This is a genomic window from Streptomyces sp. NPDC031132 (assembly GCF_055570595.1).
On record NZ_JBVIGX010000006.1, the window covers coordinates 163,633 to 185,363 of the forward strand.

The 21,731-nt window shown below is 73.4% G+C and carries 2 protein-coding genes; both read right to left on the minus strand.

The genetic code is table 11. The features are described 5' to 3' along the window. Positions 1-40 precede the first annotated feature (40 nt). Positions 41-10,915 carry a type I polyketide synthase gene (locus ACZ49B_RS11805; protein ID WP_468303728.1) on the minus strand — a complete coding sequence of 3,625 codons (10,875 nt, stop codon included), beginning with the start codon at positions 10,913-10,915 and terminating at the stop codon, positions 41-43. 36 nt (positions 10,916-10,951) lie between these two features. Next, positions 10,952-21,730 (minus strand): type I polyketide synthase, encoded by a 10,779-nt coding sequence (locus tag ACZ49B_RS11810; RefSeq protein WP_468303731.1) that lies wholly within the window; start codon positions 21,728-21,730, stop codon positions 10,952-10,954. Position 21,731: the final 1 nt, after the last annotated feature.

Consider the following 21,731-nt stretch of genomic DNA (forward strand, 5'->3'; position numbering starts at 1 on the left):
ACGGCCGGGCCCACCCGGGCCCGGCCGTACGGGGTCCGGCTCAGTCGAGCCGGTCGAAGATCGCGAACAGCTCCTCGTCGTCAGCGGTTTCGAGATCCTCGTTGGACGTTTCCGCAGTTCCCGCCGCCGCATCGGGACCGCCCGCCGACTCGGCTGCCTTCAGCAGTTCCCGCAGCCGTACGGTGATCCGGTCGCGGGCCTCGTCATCGGAAGCCGCGGCCTCGATGGACGCCTCCAGACCGGCGAGACCGGCCAGCACCGGATCGGCGGCGGACGCCTCGTCGACGCCGCACTCCTCGCGCAGGTGGCGGGCGAGGGCCAGCGGGGTCGGGTAGTCGAAGACGAGCGTCGCCGGAAGCTTCAGACCGGTCGCCTCACGCACCCGGTTCCGCAGTTCCACCGACGTCAGCGAGTCGAAACCGGCCTCCTTGAACGCCATCTCCGCACGGACACTGCCCGAGTCGGAGTGCCCGAGCACGACCGCGGCCTGAGCACGCACCAGGTCGAGGAGCAGGGTCTCCTGCTCCGCCGCGGTGAGTCCGGCCAGCCGGTCGGACAGCTGACGGCCCTCGTTGCCGGTGCCCCCGGCGTTCGCCAGTTGCCGGCCGGCCGGTACCAGCCCGCGCAGCAGGTGCGGCACCCCGACACCGGTCGCGGCGTCGGCGCGCACACCGCGCAGGTCCAGCTTGACCGGCACCAGCAGCGCCCGTCCGGACCCCACGGCTGCACCGAACAGCTCCATACCTTCGGCGGACTTGAGCGCCATGACTCCCCCACGTCCCTCACGCCGGCTCATCTGAGTCAGAGTGAGGTCGTCGATGCTGTCGCCCAGACCGGTGACCTGCTCCCACGGGCCCCAGGCCAGCGACAGACCCGGCAGGCCCGCCGCCCGGCGGCAGGCCATCAACCCGTCCAGGAAAGCATTGGCCGCCGCGTAGCCACCACTACCAGCTCCCATAAAGATGGACGATGCGGAGGAGTAGACGATGAAGGCTTCGAGGTCCGTTCCGCGGGTCAGTTCGTCGAGGTGACGGACCGCGTCCACCTTCGGCGCGAAGACCCCCGCGAGCCGCTCCGGGGTCAGCGCCCCGACCACACCCGGATCGAAAACGCCCGCCGTGTGCACCACACCGGACAGCCGGTGCTCGGCCGGAACCGATGCCAGCAGGGCCTCGACCTGATCACGGTCGGACACGTCACAGGCGACCGCCGAAACCGTGGCACCCAGCTCGGTGAGCTCGGCGACCAGCTCCTGCACGCCCTCGGCAGCCGGACCCCGGCGGCTGGCCAGCAGCAGGTGCCGCACGCCGAGCCGGGTGACCAGGTGACGGGCCGCCAGCGCGCCCAACGATCCGGCGCCGGAGACCAGGACGGTCCCGTCCGGTCCGAACCCCACGGGGGCGTCCGGGGCCTCGCCGGTGACCCGGACGAGCCGGGGTACGGAGAGGATCGTTCCGCGCGTCGCGATCTGCGGCTCACCGGAGGCCAGCACCGAACCGAGTACGGAATCCAGCACCGAGTCCGTGCCGCCCTCGGCAGCGGGGTCGGTGTCCACCAGGACGATCCGGTCCGGGTTCTCGGACTGGGCGGCACGCACCAGACCCCACACCGCCGACCCGGCCGGGTCGGTCACCGCGCCGTCACCGGCCGGAACCGCGCCACGCGTCAGCACCACCAGGCGCGACTCCTCCATCCCGGAGTCGGCCAGCCAGGCCTGTACGACCTCCAGCACGCGGGAGGTCAGCGCCAGCACCGCGTCCTCGCCGGAACCGCCGACGGCCTCCAGGACGGCCGCGGCCGGAACTCCCGCGCCGCCGGCCAGGGCCGCCACCTCGTCGGCGGTGGCCACCGGCACCCACGACGGCGACAGCTCCGCCCCCGGGGCCTGGGGCAGCTCGGACCACTCCACCTCGAAGAGCGAGTTGGCGACCGCGGTGTCCGCAGCCGCGCCCAACTGCTCGACGGACACCGGCCGCAGGACCAGCGAGTCCAGCGTCACCACGGGGCCACCGGTCTCGTCGGCAGCCTTGACCGACAGCGCATCGGGACCGTTCGGCGCCACGCGAATCCGCAGGGCCGAGGCACCCGCGGCGTGCAGGGCCAGCCCGTTCCACGCGAACGGCATCACCGGTTCCGAGGACTCCTCCGTCGCCGCGCTCGCCGCGGCGCTGAACATCCCGGCCTGCAGGGCCGCGTCCAGCAGCGCGGGGTGGAGGCCGAACTTGCCGGCTTCCTTGCGCTGGTCCTCGGGCAGGGCGACCTCGGCGAAGAGTTCCTCGCCGCGCCGCCACACGGCCCGCATGCCCTGGAACGCCGGCCCGTAGGCGTACCCCACCTGCGCGAGCATGGCGTAGCCACCGCTGATGTCCACCTGCTGCGCGCCGGGAGGCGGCCAGGCGGCGAAGTCGAACTCCTGCGCCGCTCCCTGTGTCGCCGCGGACGCCGCAAGGAGCCCGGTGGCGTGCCGCGTCCACACGTCCGCGCCGCTCTCGCCGACGGCGTCCTCGCGCTGGGAGTACACGTGCACCGTGCGCGAGCCGGTCTCGCCGGGTCCGCCGACGGCGACCTGGACGCGCACACCGCCCTGCTCGGGCACCACCAGCGGGGCCTCGGTCACGAGTTCTTCCAAGAGCCCGCACCCCGCCTCGTCGCCGGCTCGTACCGCCAGCTCCACCAGTCCGGTGCCCGGGAGGAGCACCACACCGCCGACCCTGTGATCGGCCAGCCAGGGGTGCGACTTCAGGGACAGTCGCGAGGTGAAGACCAGGCCGTCCGACTGCGGGAGCCGCACGACCGCGCCCAGCAGCGGGTGATCGGCCGCCGCCTGGCCCAGCGACGCCGCATCGGTGGCCGCCTCGGCCAGGTGCAGCCAGTAGTGCTGGTGGTCGAAGGAATACGTCGGCAGGTCGATGCGTGCGGACGCCGCTCCGGCGGGCAGGGCCTCGGCCCAGTCCACGGCCACACCGCGGACGAACAGCTCGGCCATCGAGGCGAACAGCCGTCGCAGGCCGCCGTCCTCGCGGCGCAGCGAACCGGTCACCACCACATCGGTGCCGGTGTTGGCGTCGGTGTTGTCGACGGTCTCGTTGATCGGCTGGACCAGCACCGGGTGGGCGCTGACCTCCACGAACACCCCGTGGCCCTGCGTGAGCAGCTCGGCCACGGCCGGGCCGAAGCCCACCTGGCCACGGAGATTGCGGTACCAGTACGCGCCGTCCAGGACGTCGGCGTCCTCCACCCACGTGCCCGTGACGGTCGAGTAGAACGGCACCGTCGGAGCCTTCGCGGCGATCCCGGCCAGCGTTTCGGCGAGGGTGTCGCGGAGGTCCTCCACGTGCCGGGTGTGGGACGCGTAGTCCACCGCGACCCGGCGCACCCGGACGCCCTCACCGGAGAGGGTCTCCAGCGCTTCGTCCAGCGCCTCGGCGTCGCCGGCGATCACGACGGAGGCAGGCCCGTTGACGGCGGCCACCTCGACCCGGTCCGCCCACGGCACCAGCCGCGCAACCGCCTCGTCCGCGCTCAGCGCGACCGAGGCCATACCGCCACGCCCGGCCAGCTCCTCGGCGATGGCCTGGCTGCGCAGGGCCACCACGCGCGCCGCGTCGTCCAGCGACAGCGCCCCCGCCACACACGCGGCGGTGATCTCGCCCTGCGAGTGGCCGAGCACCGCATCGGGCTTGACCCCGACCGACGCCCACACCGCCGCCAGACCCACCATCACGGCGAAACTGGCCGGCTGCAGGACGTCGACCCGCTCGATGAGCTCGGGGTCGCCTTCGCCGCGCAGCACCTCGATCAGCGACCAGTCGATCCACGGCTCCAGCGCGGCAGCGCACTCCGCGATCCGCGCCGCGAACACCGGCGAGGAGTCGAGCAGCTCACGGCCCATGCCGGCCCACTGCGAGCCCTGGCCCGGGAACACCCACACGACCTTGCCCGAAGCGGTCGCGCTGCCGGACACCACACCCGGCGCGCTCTCACCGCGCGCCAGCGCCTGCAGACCGGCCAGCGCCTCCTTGTCCGAGTCGGCGACCACCACCGCGCGCTCGCCGAAGACCGTACGGTCCGAGACCAGCGTTCCGGCCACGCCCGCCAGCGACACCTCGGCGGTGCCGTCGACGTAGGCCGCCAGCCGTTCGGCCTGGCCCGCGAGCGAACCGGCGCTCCGCGCCGAGACCACCAGCGGGACCACACCGGCAGGCGCCGGTGCTTCCGCGACGGTCTCAGCTGCCTCTTCGGCGGGTGCTTCCTCCAGGATCAGGTGGGCGTTCGTGCCGCTGACACCGAAGGAGGAGACACCGGCCCGGCGCGGGTGACCGTTCTGCGGCCACTCGCGTGCCTCGGTCAGGAGCTCGACGGCACCCGCCGTCCAGTCCACCTCGGTCGTGGGCTTCTGGGCGTGCAGGGTGGGGGGCATGACGCCGTGGCGCAGCGCCTGCACCATCTTGATCACACTGGCCACACCGGCAGCCGCCTGCGCATGGCCGATGTTCGACTTCAGGGAACCGAGCCAGAGCGGCTGCTCCGGATCCCGGCCCTTGCCGTACGTCGCGAGCAGCGCCTGCGCCTCGATCGGGTCGCCCAGGGCCGTACCCGTACCGTGCCCCTCGACCACGTCCACATCGGCCGGGGAAAGCCCGGCGTTGGCCAGGGCCTTGCGGATCACCCGCTGCTGGGACGGGCCGCTGGGCGCGGTCAGGCCGTTCGACGCGCCGTCCTGGTTGACCGCACTGGCACGCAGCACCGCGAGAACCCGGTGCCCGCGCTCCCGCGCCACCGACAGGCGCTCGAGCAGCACCACGCCGACGCCCTCGGACAGACCCATGCCGTCCGCGCCGTCCGCGAACGCCTTGCACCGGCCGTCGGCGGCCAGGCCGCGCTGCCGGGAGAAGGCCATGAACGCGCCGGGCGTCGACATCACCATCGCGCCGCCGGCCAGTGCCATCGAGCACTCGCCCTGGCGGAGCGCCTGCGCGGCCAGGTGCATCGCCACCAGGGACGAAGAACACGCGGTATCGACGGAAACCGCCGGGCCCTCGAAGCCGAACACGTAGGACACCCGGCCCGACGCCACGCTCGGCGCGAGCCCCGTGCCTGCGAAACCTTCCACCTCCGGCGCGACCGTGCCGGTCCCGTAGCCCTGGCTGGAGACGCCGGAGAACACACCGACGTCGGTGCCCTTCAGCGAGACCGGGTCGATGCCGGCCCCCTCCAGCGCCTCCCAGGAGGTCTCCAGTAGCAGTCGCTGCTGCGGGTCCATCGCCAGCGCCTCACGCGGCGAGATCCCGAAGAAGCCCGCGTCGAACTGGCCCGCTCCCTGCAGAAAGCCGCCCTGATCGGTGTACGACGTACCCGCGTGGTCGGGATCCAGGTCGAACAGACCCTCCAGGTCCCAGCCGCGGTCGTCGGGGAAGGAGGACACCGCGTCGCGGCCCTCGCACACCATCCGCCACAGGTCCTCGGGATCCGCCACCCCGCCCGGCAGGCGGCACGCCATACCCACGATCGCGAGCGGCTCACCCGTGTCGGCTGCCATGACCGTCGGCTCCACCGGCGCCGGCGCCGCGTCGCCGAACTCCTCGCGCAGGTAGCGGGCGAGGGCCAGCGGGGTCGGGTAGTCGAAGACCAGCGTCGCCGGAAGCTTCAGACCGGTCGCCTCGCGCACCCGGTTCCGCAGTTCCACCGACGTCAGCGAGTCGAAGCCGGCGTCCTTGAACGCCGTCTCCGCACGGACACTGCCCGAGTCGGAGTGCCCGAGCACGACCGCGGCCTGAGCACGCACCAGGTCGAGGAGCAGGGTCTCCTGCTCCTCCGCGGTGAGTCCGGCCAGGCGGTCGGAGAGCTGACGGCCCTCGTCGGCGGCGCCGCCCGCACTCGCCTGCTGCCGGCCCGCGCGGACCAGGCCGCGCAGCAGGTTCGGTACGCCACGACCGGCCGCCGCGTCGGCACGTATCCCGCGCAGGTCCAGCTTGACCGGCACCAGCAGGGCCTGCTCGGACGCCAGACCGGCATCGAAGAGGTCCATGCCCTCTGCCGCCGATATCGCCAGCACGCCGCTACGGCTCGCACGCGCCTGGTCGACGGTGCTGAGGTGCGTGGCCATGCCGAGGGTCTGGTCCCACAGGCCCCAGGCCAGCGACAGGCCGGGCAGGCCCGCCGCCCGGCGGTTGTTCATCAATCCGTCGAGGAAGGCGTTCGCCGCCGAGTAGTTGCCCTGGCCGGCGCCTCCGGACAGGCCTGCGACGGACGAGAAGACGACGAATGCGTCGAGGTCCGTTCCGCGGGTCAGTTCGTCGAGGTGCCGCACCGCGGTCACCTTCGGCGCGAACACCCCCGCCAGCCGCTCCGGGGTGAGTGCCGCGATCAGCCCGTCGTCGAACACGCCTGCCGTGTGCACCACACCGCTGAGGGGGTGCTCGGCCGGGACTGCTGCCAGCAGGGCCTCGACCTGGCCGCGGTCGGACATGTCGCAGGCGACCGCCGAGACCGCAGCGCCGTGCTCGGTCAGTTCGGCGACCAGTTCCTGCACTCCGTCGGCGTCCGGGCCGCGGCGGCTGGCGAGTACCAGATGCCGCACTCCGTGCCGGGAGACCAGATGCCGGGCCACCAGGCCGCCCAGGGAACCGGCGCCGGAGACCAGGACGGTTCCCTCCGGCCCGAAGACCGCCGGTGCGTCCGGAACGTGAGCGGTGGTACGGGCGAGCCGGGGTACGGAGAAGGTGGTCCCGCGCACCGCGACCTGCGGCTCACCGCAGGCCAGCACCGAGTCCAGGACCGTGTCCATCACCGAATCCGTGCCGCCTTCGGCAGCGGGGTCGATGTCCACCAGGATGACGCGGTCGGGGCTTTCGGTCTGGGCAGCACGCACCAGACCCCATACCGCGGCGCCCGCGGGGTCGGTCACCGCGCCGTCACCGGCGGGCACCGCACCCCGGGTCGCCACCACCAGCTGCGACTCCTCGAGCCCGGCGCCGGCCAGCCACGCCTGCAGGACCCCCAGCACACGGGAGGTCAGCGCCAGCACCGCGTCCTCGCCGCCGTCCTTGTCGCCGACGGCTTCCAGGACCGCCACGAGCGATGCGCCGGGGACCGCCGCCATGCCTTCGGCCAGCGACGTCACCTCGTCGGCGGTGGCCACCGGCGCCCACGACAGCGAGGGCTCGGCCTGGATCTCGGGCAGCTCGCTCCACTCCACCTGGAACAGTGCGTTGGCGACCGCCGCATCCGCGGCGCCGCCCAGCTGTTCGGCGGAGACCGGCCGGGACACCAGCGAGTCCAGCGTCAGGACCGGGCCGCCGGTCTCGTCGGCAGCCTGGAACGACAGCGCGTCCGGGCCGCTCGGCGCCACGCGTACGCGCAGGGCCGTGGCACCCGCTGCGTGCAGCGCCAGCCCGTTCCACGCGAAAGCGAGCACCGGCTCCCCGGCGTCTGCGTCCTCTGCCGTGGCCGCCGCTGCGCCGACCGTGCCGGCCTGCAGGGCAGCGTCGAGCAGCGCGGGGTGGATGCCGAACTTGGCGGCGTCCTTGCTCTGCTCCTCGGGCAGGACGACCTCGGCGAAGACCTCGTCGCCGCGCCGCCACACCGTACGCAGGCCCTGGAACGCCGGGCCGTACGCGTAGCCGCGCTCGAGCAGGTCGGTGTAGAAGGTCCCGACCTCGACCGGCTGGGCACCCTTCGGGGGCCAGGCGGCGAAGTCGAACTCCGTCCCGTGGGCCGCCGGCGATGCCGACAGGAGCCCGGTGGCGTGCCGCGTCCACACGTCCGCGCCGCCCTCGTCGGCGGCGTCCTCGCGCTGGGAGTACACCTCCACCGTGCGCGAACCGGTCTCGCCCGGCCCGCCGACCGCGACCTGGACGCGGACTCCGCCGTGCTCGGGCACCACCAGCGGCGCCTCGATCACGAGCTCTTCCAGCAGCCCGCACCCGGCCTCGTCACCGGCCCGGACGGCCAGCTCCACCAGGCCGGTACCGGGCAGGATCACCACACCGCTCACCGCGTGATCGGCCAGCCAGGCGTGCGACTTCAGCGACAGTCGGGAGGTGAAGACGAGCCCGTCGGACTGCGGCAGGCGCACCACCGCGCCCAGCAGGGGGTGGTCGGCCGTCGTCTGGCCCAGCGAGGCCGCGTCCGTGGCCGAACCGACCGCCTCGAGCCAGTAGTGCCGGTGCTCGAAGGCGTACGTCGGCAGGTCCACGTGGGCGGACGCTGCCCCGGCGGGCAGGACCCCGCTCCAGTCCACGGCCACACCGCGGACGAACAACTCGGACATCGAGGCGAACAGCCGCCGCAGACCGCCGTCTTCGCGGCGCAGCGAGCCGGTCACCAGGACATCGGCTGCGGTGTCGCTGTTGTCGACGGTTTCGGTGATCGGCTGGACCAGCACCGGGTGGGCGCTGACCTCGACGAACACCCCGTGGCCCTGCATGAGCAGCTCGGCCACGGCCGGGCCGAAGCCCACCTGGCCGCGCAGATTGCGGTACCAGTACCCGCCGTCGAGGACGTCGGCGTCCTCCACCCACGTGCCCGTGACGGTGGAGTAGAACGGCACCGTCGGCGCCAGAGCAGTCACCTCGGCCAGCGCTTCGGCGAGCGCCTCGCGGATGTCCTCCACGTGCCGGGTGTGCGAGGCGTAGTCCACCGCGATCCGGCGTGCCCGGACGCCTTCGCCGGACAGCGTTTCGAGCGCCTCGTCCAGGGCCTCGGCGTCGCCGGCGATGACCACGGAGGTCGGGCCGTTGACCGCCGCGACCTCGACACGGTCCTCCCACGGGGCCAGCCGTACGAGCGCCTCGTCCGCGCTCAGCGCCACCGAAGCCATGCCGCCGCGGCCCGCCAGCTCCTTGGCGATGGCCTGGCTGCGCAGCGCCACGACGCGCGCCGCGTCCTCCAGCGACAGCGCACCCGCCACACACGCGGCGGCGATCTCACCCTGCGAGTGGCCGAGCACCGCATCGGGCTTGACCCCGACCGAGGCCCATACCGCCGCCAGACCGACCATCACGGCGAAGCTCGCCGGCTGCAGGACGTCGACCCGCTCCATGAGCTCGGGCTCGGTCTCGCCGCGCAGTACGTCGATCAGCGACCAGTCGATCCACGGCTCCAGCGCGGCCGCACATTCCGCGATGCGGTCCGCGAACACCGGGGAGGAGTCCAGGAGTTCACGACCCATGCCCGCCCACTGCGAGCCCTGGCCCGGGAACACCCACACGACCTTGCCCGGCGCACCGGAACCGGCACTGCCGGCCACGACACCGGCCGCGTCCTCACCGCGCGCCAGCGCCTGGAGACCGGCCAGCGCCTCGTCGGCGGAGTCGGCCACGACGACCGCGCGCTCGCCCAGCACCGCACGGCCCGAGACCAGCGCCCCGGCCACGTCCGCCGTCGACACTCCCTCGGCGTCCTCGACGAACGACGCCAGCCGCCCGGCCTGAGCCGAAAGCGCACCGGGGGTCCGGGCCGAAACCACCAGCGGCACCGCGCCTGTGGGCAGGGCCTTGCCGGAGTCCTGCTCCGTCTCCTCCTGCGGCGCTTCCTCGAGGATCAGGTGCGCGTTCGTGCCACTGACACCGAACGCGGACACGCCGGCGCGGCGCGGCCGGCCGTTCTGCGGCCACTCGCGGGCCTCGGTCAGCAGCTCCACCGCACCCGCGGACCAGTCCACCTCGGTCGTGGGTGCATCCACGTGCAGCGTCGGGGGCATGACGCCGTGGCGCAGTGCCTCCACCATCTTGATCACACCGGCCACACCGGCAGCCGCCTGCGCGTGACCGATGTTGGACTTCAGCGAGCCGAGCCACAGCGGCTGTTCCGGGTCGCGGCCCTGGCCGTACGTGGCCAGCAGCGCCTGCGCCTCGATCGGGTCGCCCAGGGCGGTGCCCGTACCGTGCCCCTCCACCACGTCCACGTCCGCCGAGACCAGACCGGCACTGGCCAGCGCCCCGCGGATCACCCGCTGCTGCGAGGGACCGTTCGGCGCCGTCAGACCGTTGGAAGCACCGTCCTGGTTGACGGCGCTGCCCCGCAGCACCGCCAGCACCCGGTGCCCGCGCTCCCGCGCCACCGACAGCCGCTCGAGTACGACCACACCGACGCCCTCGGCCCAGCCCGTGCCGTCCGCAGCATCGGCGAACGCCTTGCACCGGCCGTCGGCGGCCAGGCCACGCTGCCGGGAGAACTCCGCGAAGACGCCGGGCGAAGCCAGCACCGTCGCGCCGCCGGCCAGCGCCATCGAGCACTCGCCCTGGCGCAGCGCCTGCGCGGCCAGGTGCATCGCCACCAGCGAGGACGAACACGCGGTGTCCACGGAAACCGCCGGACCCTCGAAACCGAGCACGTACGACACCCGGCCGGACGCCACGCTCGTCGAGCCGCCCGTGCCCGCGAAGCCCTCCAGCTCGGGCGTCACCACACTGGCGCCCGGCGCGACGTAGCCCTGGCCGAAGACCCCGGAGAACACGCCGACGTCGGTGCCCTTCAGCGAGACCGGGTCGATGCCCGCCCGCTCCAGCGCCTCCCACGAGGCCTCCAGCAGCAGCCGCTGCTGCGGGTCCATCGCCAGCGCCTCACGCGGCGAGATCCCGAAGAACCCCGCGTCGAAGAGCCCCGCCTCGTGCAGGAACCCGCCCTGGTCGGTGTACGAGGTACCCGCGCGCTCGGGGTCCGGGTCGAACAGGCCCTCCAGGTCCCAGCCGCGGTCCTCGGGGAACCCGGAGACCGCGTCCCGGCCCTCGGAGACCATCCGCCACAGGTCCTCCGGCCCCGCCACGCCACCCGGCAGACGGCACGACATGCCCACGATGGCGATCGGCTCTCGGGAAGCATCGAGGAGTTGGCGGTTCTGCTTCTTCAGCGAGCCGACCTCTTCCAGCGACTTCCTCAGCGCCTGGACGACCTTTTCATACGACGCACTCACTTAATTGCCCCCATCATTCCGCGGTTTCGAAGGTTCTTATTCGCCGAGCGCCAGCTGCACGAGGTCATCGACGTCCAGCTCGGCGATCGCCCTCTCCTCGTCGGCGTCGTCGATCCCGCCGATTTCCGGTCCGCCATCGCCGTGGGCGACCAGCTTGACCAGGGCTTCCATCAGTCCCGCTTCCCGGAACCGGGCCAGCGGGAGGGATACGAGTGCGTTCCGCAGTCGCTCTTCATCCACTTCCGTCTCAATTGCATCGTTGGGCGGCAGCAATTCCTGGTGCAGGTGGCGGGCGAGAACCTGCGGGGCCGGATAGTCGAAGACCAGCGTTGCCGGAAGCTTCAGACCGGTCGCCTCACGCAGCCGGTTGCGCAATTCCACCGACGTGAGCGAGTCGAAGCCGGCGTCCTTGAACGCCATGTCCGACCGCACGCTCTCCGGCCCGGCATGTCCGAGCACGGCCGCCACCTGAGTCCGCACCAGGTCGAGGAGGGCCTTCGCCTGATCGGCGGCGGTCAGCGTGGCCAGCCGGTCGTACAGCCCCCGGCCCTCGTCGGCGGTGTCCGCCGCCTGCGCCTGCTGCCGGCCCACCCGGACCAGGCTGCGCAGCATGTGCGGTACGCCGCCCCCGGCGGCCGCGTCGGCGCGCACCCCCCGCAGGTCCAGCTTGGCCGGCACCAGCAGCGACTGTGCGGACCCCAGAGCGGCTTCGAACAGCTCCATCCCCTCTGCCGGCGGCATCGCCTGCAGACCGCCACGCCGGTTCATCCGGTTCCTGGTGAGGTCGTCGGTGTTGGCCGCCATGCCGGAGGTCTGGTCCCACAGGCCCCAGGCCAGCGACAGACCCGGCACACCGGCGGCCCGGCGGTTGGCCATCAGCCCGTCCAGGTAGGCGTTGGCGGCCGCGTAGCTGCCGCTGCCCGCGCCCATGAAGACGGCCGAGACGGAGGAGTAGACGATGAACGCGTCCAGGTCCAGGCCCCGGGTCAGCTCGTCCAGGTGCCGCACCGCGTCCACCTTCGGCGCGAACACCCTCGCCAGCCGCTCCGGGGTCACCGTTTCGATCACTCCGGCATCCAGCACACCGGCGGTGTGCACGACACCGGTCAGGCGGTGCTCGGCCGGCACCGAGGCCAGCAGCGCCTCGACCTGGCCACGGTCGGACACGTCACAGGCCACCACCGAGACGGCAGCGCCCTGCTCGGTCAGCTCCGCGACCAGCTCCTGCACGCCTTCGGCGTCCGGGCCGCGACGGCTGGCCAGCACCAGGTGCCGCACGCCGCGCCGGGAGACCAGGTGACGGGCCACCAGGCCACCCAGCGAACCGGTACCACCCGTGACCAGGACCGTCCCCTCCGGCCCGAACACCGCGGGGGCATCCGGCACCTCGCTGCCGGCCCGGACGAGCCGGGGGGCGGAGAGGACCGTGCCACGGACCGCGACCTGCGGCTCCCCGCCGGCCAGCACCGCACCCAGCACCAGCTCCACGGCGCCTTCGGCAGCGGGGTCGGTGTCCAGGAGCACGATCCGGTCGGGGTTCTCGCCTTGGGCGGCACGCACCATGCCCCACACCGCCGACCCGGCCGGGTCGGTCACCGCACCGTCACCGGCGGGGACCGCACCGCGGGTCACGACCACCAGTCGCGACTCCTCCAGCCCGGTCCCGGCCAGCCACGCCTGTACGACCTCCAGCACCCGGGAGGTCAGCGCCAGCACCGCGCCCTCACCGGTGCCTCCGACGGCCTCGAGGACCGCCACCGCCGGGGCAGCTGCGCTCCCGGCGAGAGCCGCCACATCGTCGGCATCGGTCACCGGCAGCCAGGACGGAGCGAGCCCGGCGCCCTGAGCCCGGGGCAGCTCGGTCCACTCCACCTGGAACAGCGAGTCGGTGCGCGCCGTGCCCGCAGTGGTCTCCAACTGCTCGGCGGAGACCGGCCGGGACACCAGCGAGTCCAGCGTCAGGACCAGGCCGCCGGTCTCGTCGGCAGCCTCGACCGCCAGCGCGTCCGGGCCGAGGGGTGCCAGCCGTACCCGCAGTGCCGAGGCGCCCGCGGCGTGCAGCACCAGCCCGTTCCAGTCGAGCGGCTGCAGCTGTCCCTCCTCCGTCGTGGCCTCGGCCGTCCCGGCGTGCAGGGCCGCGTCGAGCAGCGCGGGGTGGAGGCCGAACTTGCCGGCTTCCTTGCGCTGCTCCTCGGGCAGGGCGACCTCGGCGAAGAGTTCCTCGCCGCGCCGCCACACGGCCCGTACGCCCTGGAACGCCGGACCGTAGCCGTAGCCACGCTCGACCAGGCCGGAGTAGAAGTCCCCGGCCTCGACCGGCTGTGCGCCGGCCGGCGGCCAGGTGGCGAAGTCGAACCCGGTGCCGGGGCCACCCGGCCGGACCGATGCCGACAGCACACCGGTGGCGTGCCGCGTCCACCTGCCCTCCCCGGCAGCGTCCTCACGCTGGGAGTAGATCTCCACGGTCCGCGAGCCGTTCTCACCCGGGCCGCCGACGGCGACCTGGACGCGGACTCCGCCGTGCTCGGGCACCACCAGCGGTGCCTCGATGACGAGTTCGTCCAGTGCGCCGCAGCCGGCCTCGTCGCCGGCCCGCACCGCGAGCTCCACCAGCCCGGTGCCCGGGAGGAGCACCACACCACCGATCGTGTGATCGGCCAGCCAGGGGTGGGACTTCAGCGACAGTCGGGAGGTGAAGACCAGGCCGTCGGACTGCGGCAGCTGCACCACCGCACCCAGCAGCGGGTGATCGGCCGTCGTCTGGCCCAGCGACGCGGCGTCGGTGGCCGATCCGGCCGTCTGGAGCCAGTAGTGCTGGTGGTCGAAGGCGTACGTCGGCAGGTCCAGGGGCCGGGACGGCGCCGTCTGCGGCAGCACGCCGCTCCAGTCCACGGCCACGCCGCGTACGAACAGCTCGGCCATCGAGGCCAGCAGCCGTCGCAGGCCACCGTCCTCGCGGCGCAGCGAGCCGGTCACCACGGCATCGGTGTCCGTGCCGTCGACGATCTCGCTGACCGGCTGGACCAGCACCGGGTGGGCGCTGACCTCGACGAACACCCCGTGGCCCTGACCGATCAGTTCGGCCACGGCGGGGCCGAAGCCCACCTGGCCGCGCAGGTTCCGGTACCAGTAGTCGCCGTCCAGGACGCCGGCGTCCGAGACCCAGCCGCCGATGACGGTGGAGTAGAACGGCACCGTCGGGGCCTGGGCGTCGATCCCGGCCAGTGTTTCGGCGAGCGTGTGGGAGATGGCCTCCACGTGCCGGGTGTGCGAGGCGTAGTCCACCGCGACCCGACGCACTCGGACTCCCTCACGGGACAGCGCCTCCAAGGCCTCGTCCAGCGCCTCCGCGTCACCGGCGATCACCACCGACGACGGGCCGTTGACCGCGGCCACCTCGACCCGGTCCGCCCACGGCTCGAGCCGTGCAACCGCCGCGTCCGCGCTCAGCGCGACCGACGCCATGCCGCCGCGGCCGGCCAGCTCCTCGGCGATGGCCTGGCTGCGCAGCGCCACCACACGGCCCGCGTCCTCCAGCGAGAGCGCACCCGCCACACACGCGGCGGCGATCTCACCCTGCGAGTGGCCGAGCACCGCATCGGGCTTGACCCCGACCGAAGCCCACACCGCCGCCAGACCCACCATCACGGCGAAGCTCGCCGGCTGCAGGACGTCGACCCGCTCCATGAGCTCGGGGTCTGCCTCGCCGCGCAACACCTCGATCAGCGACCAGTCGATCCACGGCTCCAGCGCGGCAGCGCACTCCGCGATCCGCGCCGCGAACACCGGCGAGGAATCCAGGAGTTCACGACCCATGCCCGCCCACTGCGAGCCCTGGCCCGGGAACACCCACACGACCTTGCCCGAGGCAGTCGCGCTGCCGGACACCGCACCGGCCGCGTTCTCACCGCGCGCCAGTGCCTGCAGAGCGGCCAGCGCCTCCTCGCCCGACTCGGCGACCACCACGGCGCGCTCGCCGAAGACCGTACGGCCCGACACCAGCGCCCCGGCCACGTCCGCCAGTGGCACCTCTCCGGCGCCCTCGACGAACTCCGCGAGCCGCCCGGCCTGGCCCGCGAGCGAACCGGCACTCCGCGCCGAGACCACCAGCGGCACCACACCGGCAGGCGCCGGCGCTCCCGCGACGGGCTCCGCCGCCTCCGGCGGCGCCTCCTCCAGGATCAGGTGCGCATTCGTCCCGCTGATACCGAAGGACGACACACCGACCCGGCGCGGATGACCGTTGCGCGGCCACTCCCGCGCCTCCGTCAGCAGCTCGATGGCACCCGCGGACCAGTCCACCTGGCTCGAAGGCTCGTGCACGTGCAGCGTGGCCGGCATGACTCCGTGCCGCAGTGCCTGCACCATCTTGATCACGCCGGCCACACCGGCAGCCGCCTGCGTGTGACCGATGTTCGACTTCAGGGAACCCAGCCACAGCGGCTGCTCCGGGTCCCGGTCCCGCCCGTACGTCGCCAGGAGCGCCTGCGCCTCGATCGGGTCACCCAGGGCGGTGCCCGTGCCGTGCCCCTCCACCACGTCCACCTCGGACGCGGTGAGCCCGGCGCTGTCCAGGGCCTTGCGGATCACGCGCTGCTGCGAGGGACCGTTCGGCGCCGTCAGGCCGTTGGAAGCACCGTCCTGGTTGACGGCGCTGCCGCGCAGCACCGCCAGCACCCGGTGTCCGCGCTCACGCGCCACCGACAGCCGCTCCAGCACCACCAGACCGACACCCTCGGACAGCACCGTGCCGTCCGCGCCGTCCGCGTAGGCCTTGCACCGGCCGTCGGCGGCCATGCCGCGCTGGCGCGACATGCCGAGGATTCCGATCGGCGAACCCATCACGGCGACACCGCCGGCGAGCGCCATCGAGCACTCGCCCTGGCGCAGCGCCTGCGCGGCCAGGTGCATCGCCACCAGGGACGAAGAACACGCCGTGTCCACGGTGACCGCGGGGCCCTCGAAGCCGAAGGCGTACGACACGCGGCCCGAGGCCACACTGCCCGCCGTGGCGGTCGTGACGAAGCCTTCGAGTTCCGCGGGCATGTTCGTCAGGGACTCGACGTAGTCGTGGATGGAGACACCGGAGAAGACGCCGATGTTGCTGCCCTGTGCCGAGCTCGGGTCGATGCCCGCCCGCTCCAGCGCCTCCCAGGAGGCCTCCAGCAGCAGCCGCTGCTGCGGGTCCATCGCCAGCGCCTCGTTCGGCGAGATGCCGAAGAAGGCGGCGTCGAACTGCGCGGCCTCGTGCAGGAATCCGCCCTGGTTTGCGGACGAGGCGCCCGCACCGTCGGGGTCCGGGGCGTGCAGGCCGTCGAGGTCCCAGCCGCGGTCGGCGGGGAAGGACGACATGCCCTCACGGCCCTCGGACACCAGCTGCCACAGGCCATCGGGGTCTGCGACCCCGCCCGGCAGTCGGCACGCCATCCCGACGATCGCGATCGGCTCGTCCGGATCCGCGACGACGGCCGCAGCCGCGGCAGGGGTGCCGGCGGCCGCGTCACCGAGCTCCTCGCGCAGGTGGCGGGCGAGCGCGACCGGGGTGGGGTAGTCGAAGATCAGCGTGGCCGGCAGCTTCACGCCGGTCGCCGCGCTCAGCCGGTTCCGCAGCTCGACCGCGGTCAGCGAGTCGAACCCGATGTCGCTGAACCCGCGGGTTCCCTGCGCCAGTTCGGGGCCGCTGAAACCGAGTACGTTGCCCGACTCGGCCTGGACGACGGTCAGCAGGATGCTCTCCTGCTCGGCCGGCGACAGCCCGGCGAGCCGGCGGACCAGTCCGCTGCTGTCCCCGGCAGCCGCCCGCGCCACGCGCCGGCTCGCGCGGACCAGGCCGCGCAGCAGGTGCGGGACTCCCCCGCCGGCTGCGGCCTGGCTCCGCATGGTCTTCAGGTCGAGCTTGATCGGCACGAGCAGCGTCTGGCCCGCGTACAGGCCGACGTCGAAGATGTGCAGGCCCTCGGCGGGCGTCATCGCCAGCACGCCGCCACGGCTCATCCGGGCCTGGTCGACGGCGCTGAGGTGAGCGGTCAGGCCGTTGCTCTGCTCCCACAGGCCCCAGGCCAGCGACAGTGCGGGCAGGCTCGCCGCCCGGCGGTCGGCCATCAGCCCGTCGAGGTAGGCGTTCGCCGCCGCGTAGTTGCCCTGGCCGGCGGACCCCATGAGCGAGGCGGCGGACGAGAACACGATGAAGGCGTCGAGGTCGAGGCCTCGGGTGAGCTCGTCGAGGTGCCGTACCGCGTCCACCTTCGGCGCGAACACCGTGGCGAGCCGTTCCGGGGTCAGCGTCGCGATCACGCCGTCGTCCAGCACACCGGCCATGTGTACGACACCGGTCAGGCGGTGCTCGGCCGGCACCGAGGCCAGGAGGGCCTCGACCTGGCCGCGGTCGGACACGTCACAGGCCGCCACCGACACCGCGGCACCCAGCTCGGTGAGCTCGGCGACCAGCTCCTGCACGCCCTCGGCAGCCGGGCCCCGACGGCCGGCGAGCAGCAGGTGCCGCACCCCGTGCCGGGTGACCAGGTGCCGGGCCACCAGACCGCCCAGGGCGCCGGTGCCACCCGTGACCAGGACGGTCCCGTCGGCTCCGAACACCGCGGGCTCGTCCGGGACCTCACCGCCGGCCCGGACGAGCCGGGGGACCGAGAGGGCCGTTCCGCGCACCGCGACCTGCGGCTCGCCGCTGGCCAGCACCGCGCCGAGGACGGAAACCGCTGCGTCACCGGAGGCCGGGTCGGTGTCGATCAGAATGATCCGGTCGGGGTTCTCGGCCTGCGCGGCACGCACCAGACCCCACACGGCCGATCCGGCCGGGTCGGTCACCGTACCGTCGCCGGCGGGGACCGCGCCCCGGGTCACCACGACCAGGCTCGACTCCTCCAGCCCGGTCCCGGCCAGCCAGGCCTGGACGACCTCCAGCACCCGGGAGGTCAACTCCAGTACGGCGTCCTCGCCGTCGGCGCCGGCCACGGCCTGCAGGACCGCCACCGCCGGGACGGGTGCGCTCCCGGCCAGGGCCACCACGTCGTCAGCGCCGGAAACCGCCACCCACGACGGGGCCGGCTCTGCGCCCTGGGCCGCGGACAGCTCGGTCCACTCCACCCCGAACAGCGAGTCGCGGCTCTCATCGCCCGCCGCTGCGCCCAACTGGTCGGTGGACACGGGCAGGGACACCAGCGAGTCCATCGTCAGGACCATGTCGCCGGTCTCGTCGGCGGCCTGGAACGACAGCGCGTCCGGCCCGCACGGGGCCACCCGCACCCGCAGTGCCGAGGCACCCACGGCGTGCAGCACCAGCCCGTTCCACGCGAACGGCAGCACCTGGCGGTCGTCGTCCGGATTGGCGAAGGCGTTCGTGTGGAGGGCGGCGTCCAACAGCGCCGGGTGCATGCCGAACTTGCCGGCTTCCTCCCGCTGCTCCTCGGGCAGGACGGCCTCGGCGAAGACCTCGTCGCCGCGCCGCCACACCGCCCGCAGGCCCTGGAACGCCGGGCCGTACGCGTAGCCGCGCTCGAGCAGGTCGGTGTAGAAGGTCCCGACCTCGACCGGCTCGGCACCCGGAGGCGGCCACGCTGCGAAGTCGTAGTCCTGTGCCGTCTTTCGTGTCGCCGACGAAGCCGCCAGGAGTCCGGTGGCGTGCCGCGTCCATGCGTTCGCGCCGCCCTCGCCGGCGGCGTCCTCGCGCTGGGAGTACACGTCCACCGTGCGCGAGCCGGTCTCGCCCGGTCCGCCGACCGCGACCTGCAACCGCACGCCGCCCTGCTCGGGCAGCACCAGCGGCGACTCGATCACGAGCTCTTCGAGGACGCCGTAGCCGAACTCGTCGCCGGCCCGCACCGCGAGGTCGACGTACATCGTGCCGGGGATGATCACCACGCCGCCGATCGCGTGACCGGCCAGCCAGGGGTGCGTCCGCAGCGACAGTCGGGAGGTGAAGACCAGGCCGTCGGACTGCGGCAGCTGCACCACCGCGCCCAGCAGCGGGTGATCGGCGCCGGTCAGCCCCAGCGAGGCCGCGTCCGTGGCCGAACCGGCCATCTGGATCCAGTAGTGCTGGTGGTCGAAGGCGTACGTCGGCAGCTCGATGCGTGCGGACGCCGCTCCGGCGGGCAGGACCTCGGCCCAGTCCAGCGTCACACCGCGGACGAACAGCTCGGCCATCGAGGCGAACAGCCGCCGCAGACCTCCGTCTTCGCGGCGCAGCGAGCCGGTCACCACCACATCGGTGCCGGTGTCGGTCTTGTCGACGGTCTCGGTGATCGGCTGGACCAGCACCGGGTGGGCACTGACCTCCACGAACACCCCGTGGCCCTGCGCCAGCAGCTCGGCCACGGCCGGGCCGAAGCCCACCTGGCCCCGCAGGTTCCGGTACCAGTACGCGCCGTCGAGGACGCCGGCGTCCTCCACCCACGTGCCGGTCACGGTCGAGTAGAACGGCACCGCCGGGGCCTGCGCGGTGACGCCGGCCAGCGCTTCGGCCAGCGTGTCGCGGATGGCCTCCACGTGCCGGGTGTGGGACGCGTAGTCCACGGCCACGCGCCGTATGCGGACGCCCTGGTCGTCCAGTGCGTCCAGCGCCTCGTCCAGCGCCTCGGCATCACCGGCGATCACCACGGACGACGGCCCGTTGACGGCGGCCACCTCCACGCGGTCCGCCCACGGCTCCAGCCGCGCAACGGCCTCTTCCACGTTCAGTGCGACCGAGGCCATGCCGCCGCGGCCGGCCAGGTCCTTGGCGATGGCCTGGCTGCGCAGCGTCACCACGCGCGCCGCGTCCTCCAGCGACAGCGCGCCCGCCACACACGCGGCGGCGATCTCACCCTGCGAGTGGCCGAGCACCGCGTCCGGCTCCACGCCCACGGACGCCCAGACCGCCGCCAGGCCCACCATCACGGCGAAGCTGGCCGGCTGCACCACGTCGACCCGCTGCAGGAGCTCGGGCTCGGTCTCGCCGCGCAATACGTCGATCAGCGACCAGTCCACCCACCGCTCCAGGGCGGCGGCGCACTGCGCGATCCGCTCGGCGAACACCGGGGAGGAGTCCAGGAGTTCACGGCCCATGCCCACCCACTGCGAGCCCTGACCGGGGAACACCCACACGACCTTGCCCGGCGTACCCGAACCGGTCACCACACCGGGCGCGCTCTCACCGCGCGCCAGCGCCTGCAGACCGGCCAGCGCCTCGTCGTCCGAACCCGCGACCACGACCGCGCGCTCGCCCAGCACCGCACGGCCCGACACCAGCGCTCGGGCCACGTCCGCCAACGGCGCCTCGTCGGCGCCCTCGAGGAATTCCGCGAGCCGCCCCGCCTGGGTCGCCAGCGAGTCGGCGCTCCCCGCCGACACCACCAGCGGCACCGCACCGGCAGGCTGCGCCTCTTCCGTGACGGGCTCCGCGGCCTCCTGCGGCGCCTCCTCCAGGATCATGTGCGCGTTCGTGCCGCTGGCCCCGAAGGCGGAGACACCGGCGCGGCGCGGGTGGCCGTTCTGCGGCCACTCCCGCGCCTCGGTCAGCAGCTCCACCGCACCCGCGGACCAGTCGACCTGAGGGGTGGGCGCGTCCACGTGCAGGGTGGCGGGGAGCGTGCGGTGCCGCAGCGCCTGGACCATGTTGATGACGGCGGCGACACCGGACGCCGCCTGCGTGTGCCCGATGACGGACTTGACCGAGCCGAGCCACAGCGGCTGTTCCGGGTCGCGACCCTGGCCGTACGTCGCCAGCAGCGCCTGCGCCTCGATCGGGTCGCCGAGCACCGTGCCCGTGCCGTGGCCCTCGACCGCGTCCACGTCGGACGGGGTGAGCCCGGCACTGTCCAGGGCCTTGCGGATGACCCGCTGCTGCGACGGCCCGTTCGGCGCGGTCAGACCGTTGGACGCACCGTCCTGGTTCACCGCGCTGCCGCGGATCACGGCCAGGATCTGGTGCCCGCGCTCCTGCGCCACCGACAGCCGCTCCAGCAGCACCACACCCACGCCCTCGGCCCAGCCGGAGCCGTCGGCGCCGGCGGCGTAGGACTTGCAGCGCCCGTCGAAGGCGAGTGCGCGCTGACGTGCGAAGCCGACGAACCCGCCCGGCGTGGCCATGACCGTCGAGCCGCCCGCGAGCGCCATGGAGCACTCGCCCCGGCGCAGCGCCTGGGCGGCGAGGTGGATCGCGACGAGCGAGGAGGAGCACATGGTGTCGACCGTCACCGCGGGGCCCTCGAGCCCGAGGGTGTAGGCGACCCGCCCGGAGGCGACGCCGCCCGCCGTACCCAGGGCGCGCTCCAGGCTGAGGTACCCCTCGAAGCCGCTGAGGTCCGGCGCGTAGTCCTGGTGCACGATGCCGGCGAACACGCCGATGTCGCTGCCGCGTACCGAGTGGGGGTCGATGCCGGCCCGCTCGAACGTCTCCCAGGACACCTCGAGCAGCTGTCGCTGCTGGGGGTCCATCGCCAGGGCCTCGCGCGGCGAGATGCCGAAGAACCCGGCGTCGAACTGCGCCGCGTCGTGCAGGAAGGCGCCTTCCTTCACGTACGTCGTACCGGGGTTGTCGGGGTCCGGGTGGTAGAGGCCCTCGACGTCCCAGCCGCGGTCCTCGGGGAACGTGCTGTACACGTCGGCGCCCTCGGACACCACCCGCCAGAAGTCCTCCGGCCCACGGATCCCGCCGGCGTACCGGCAGGCCATGGACACGATCGCGATGGGCTCCGCGGCTGCCGCGACGAGTGTGCTGTTCTCCTGCTGAAGCCGGGCGTTCTCCTTCAGCGAGGCACGCAGTGCCTCAACGACCTGCTGGTCGGGCGCCGACATATCCATCCTCCACGATTCGTTCACA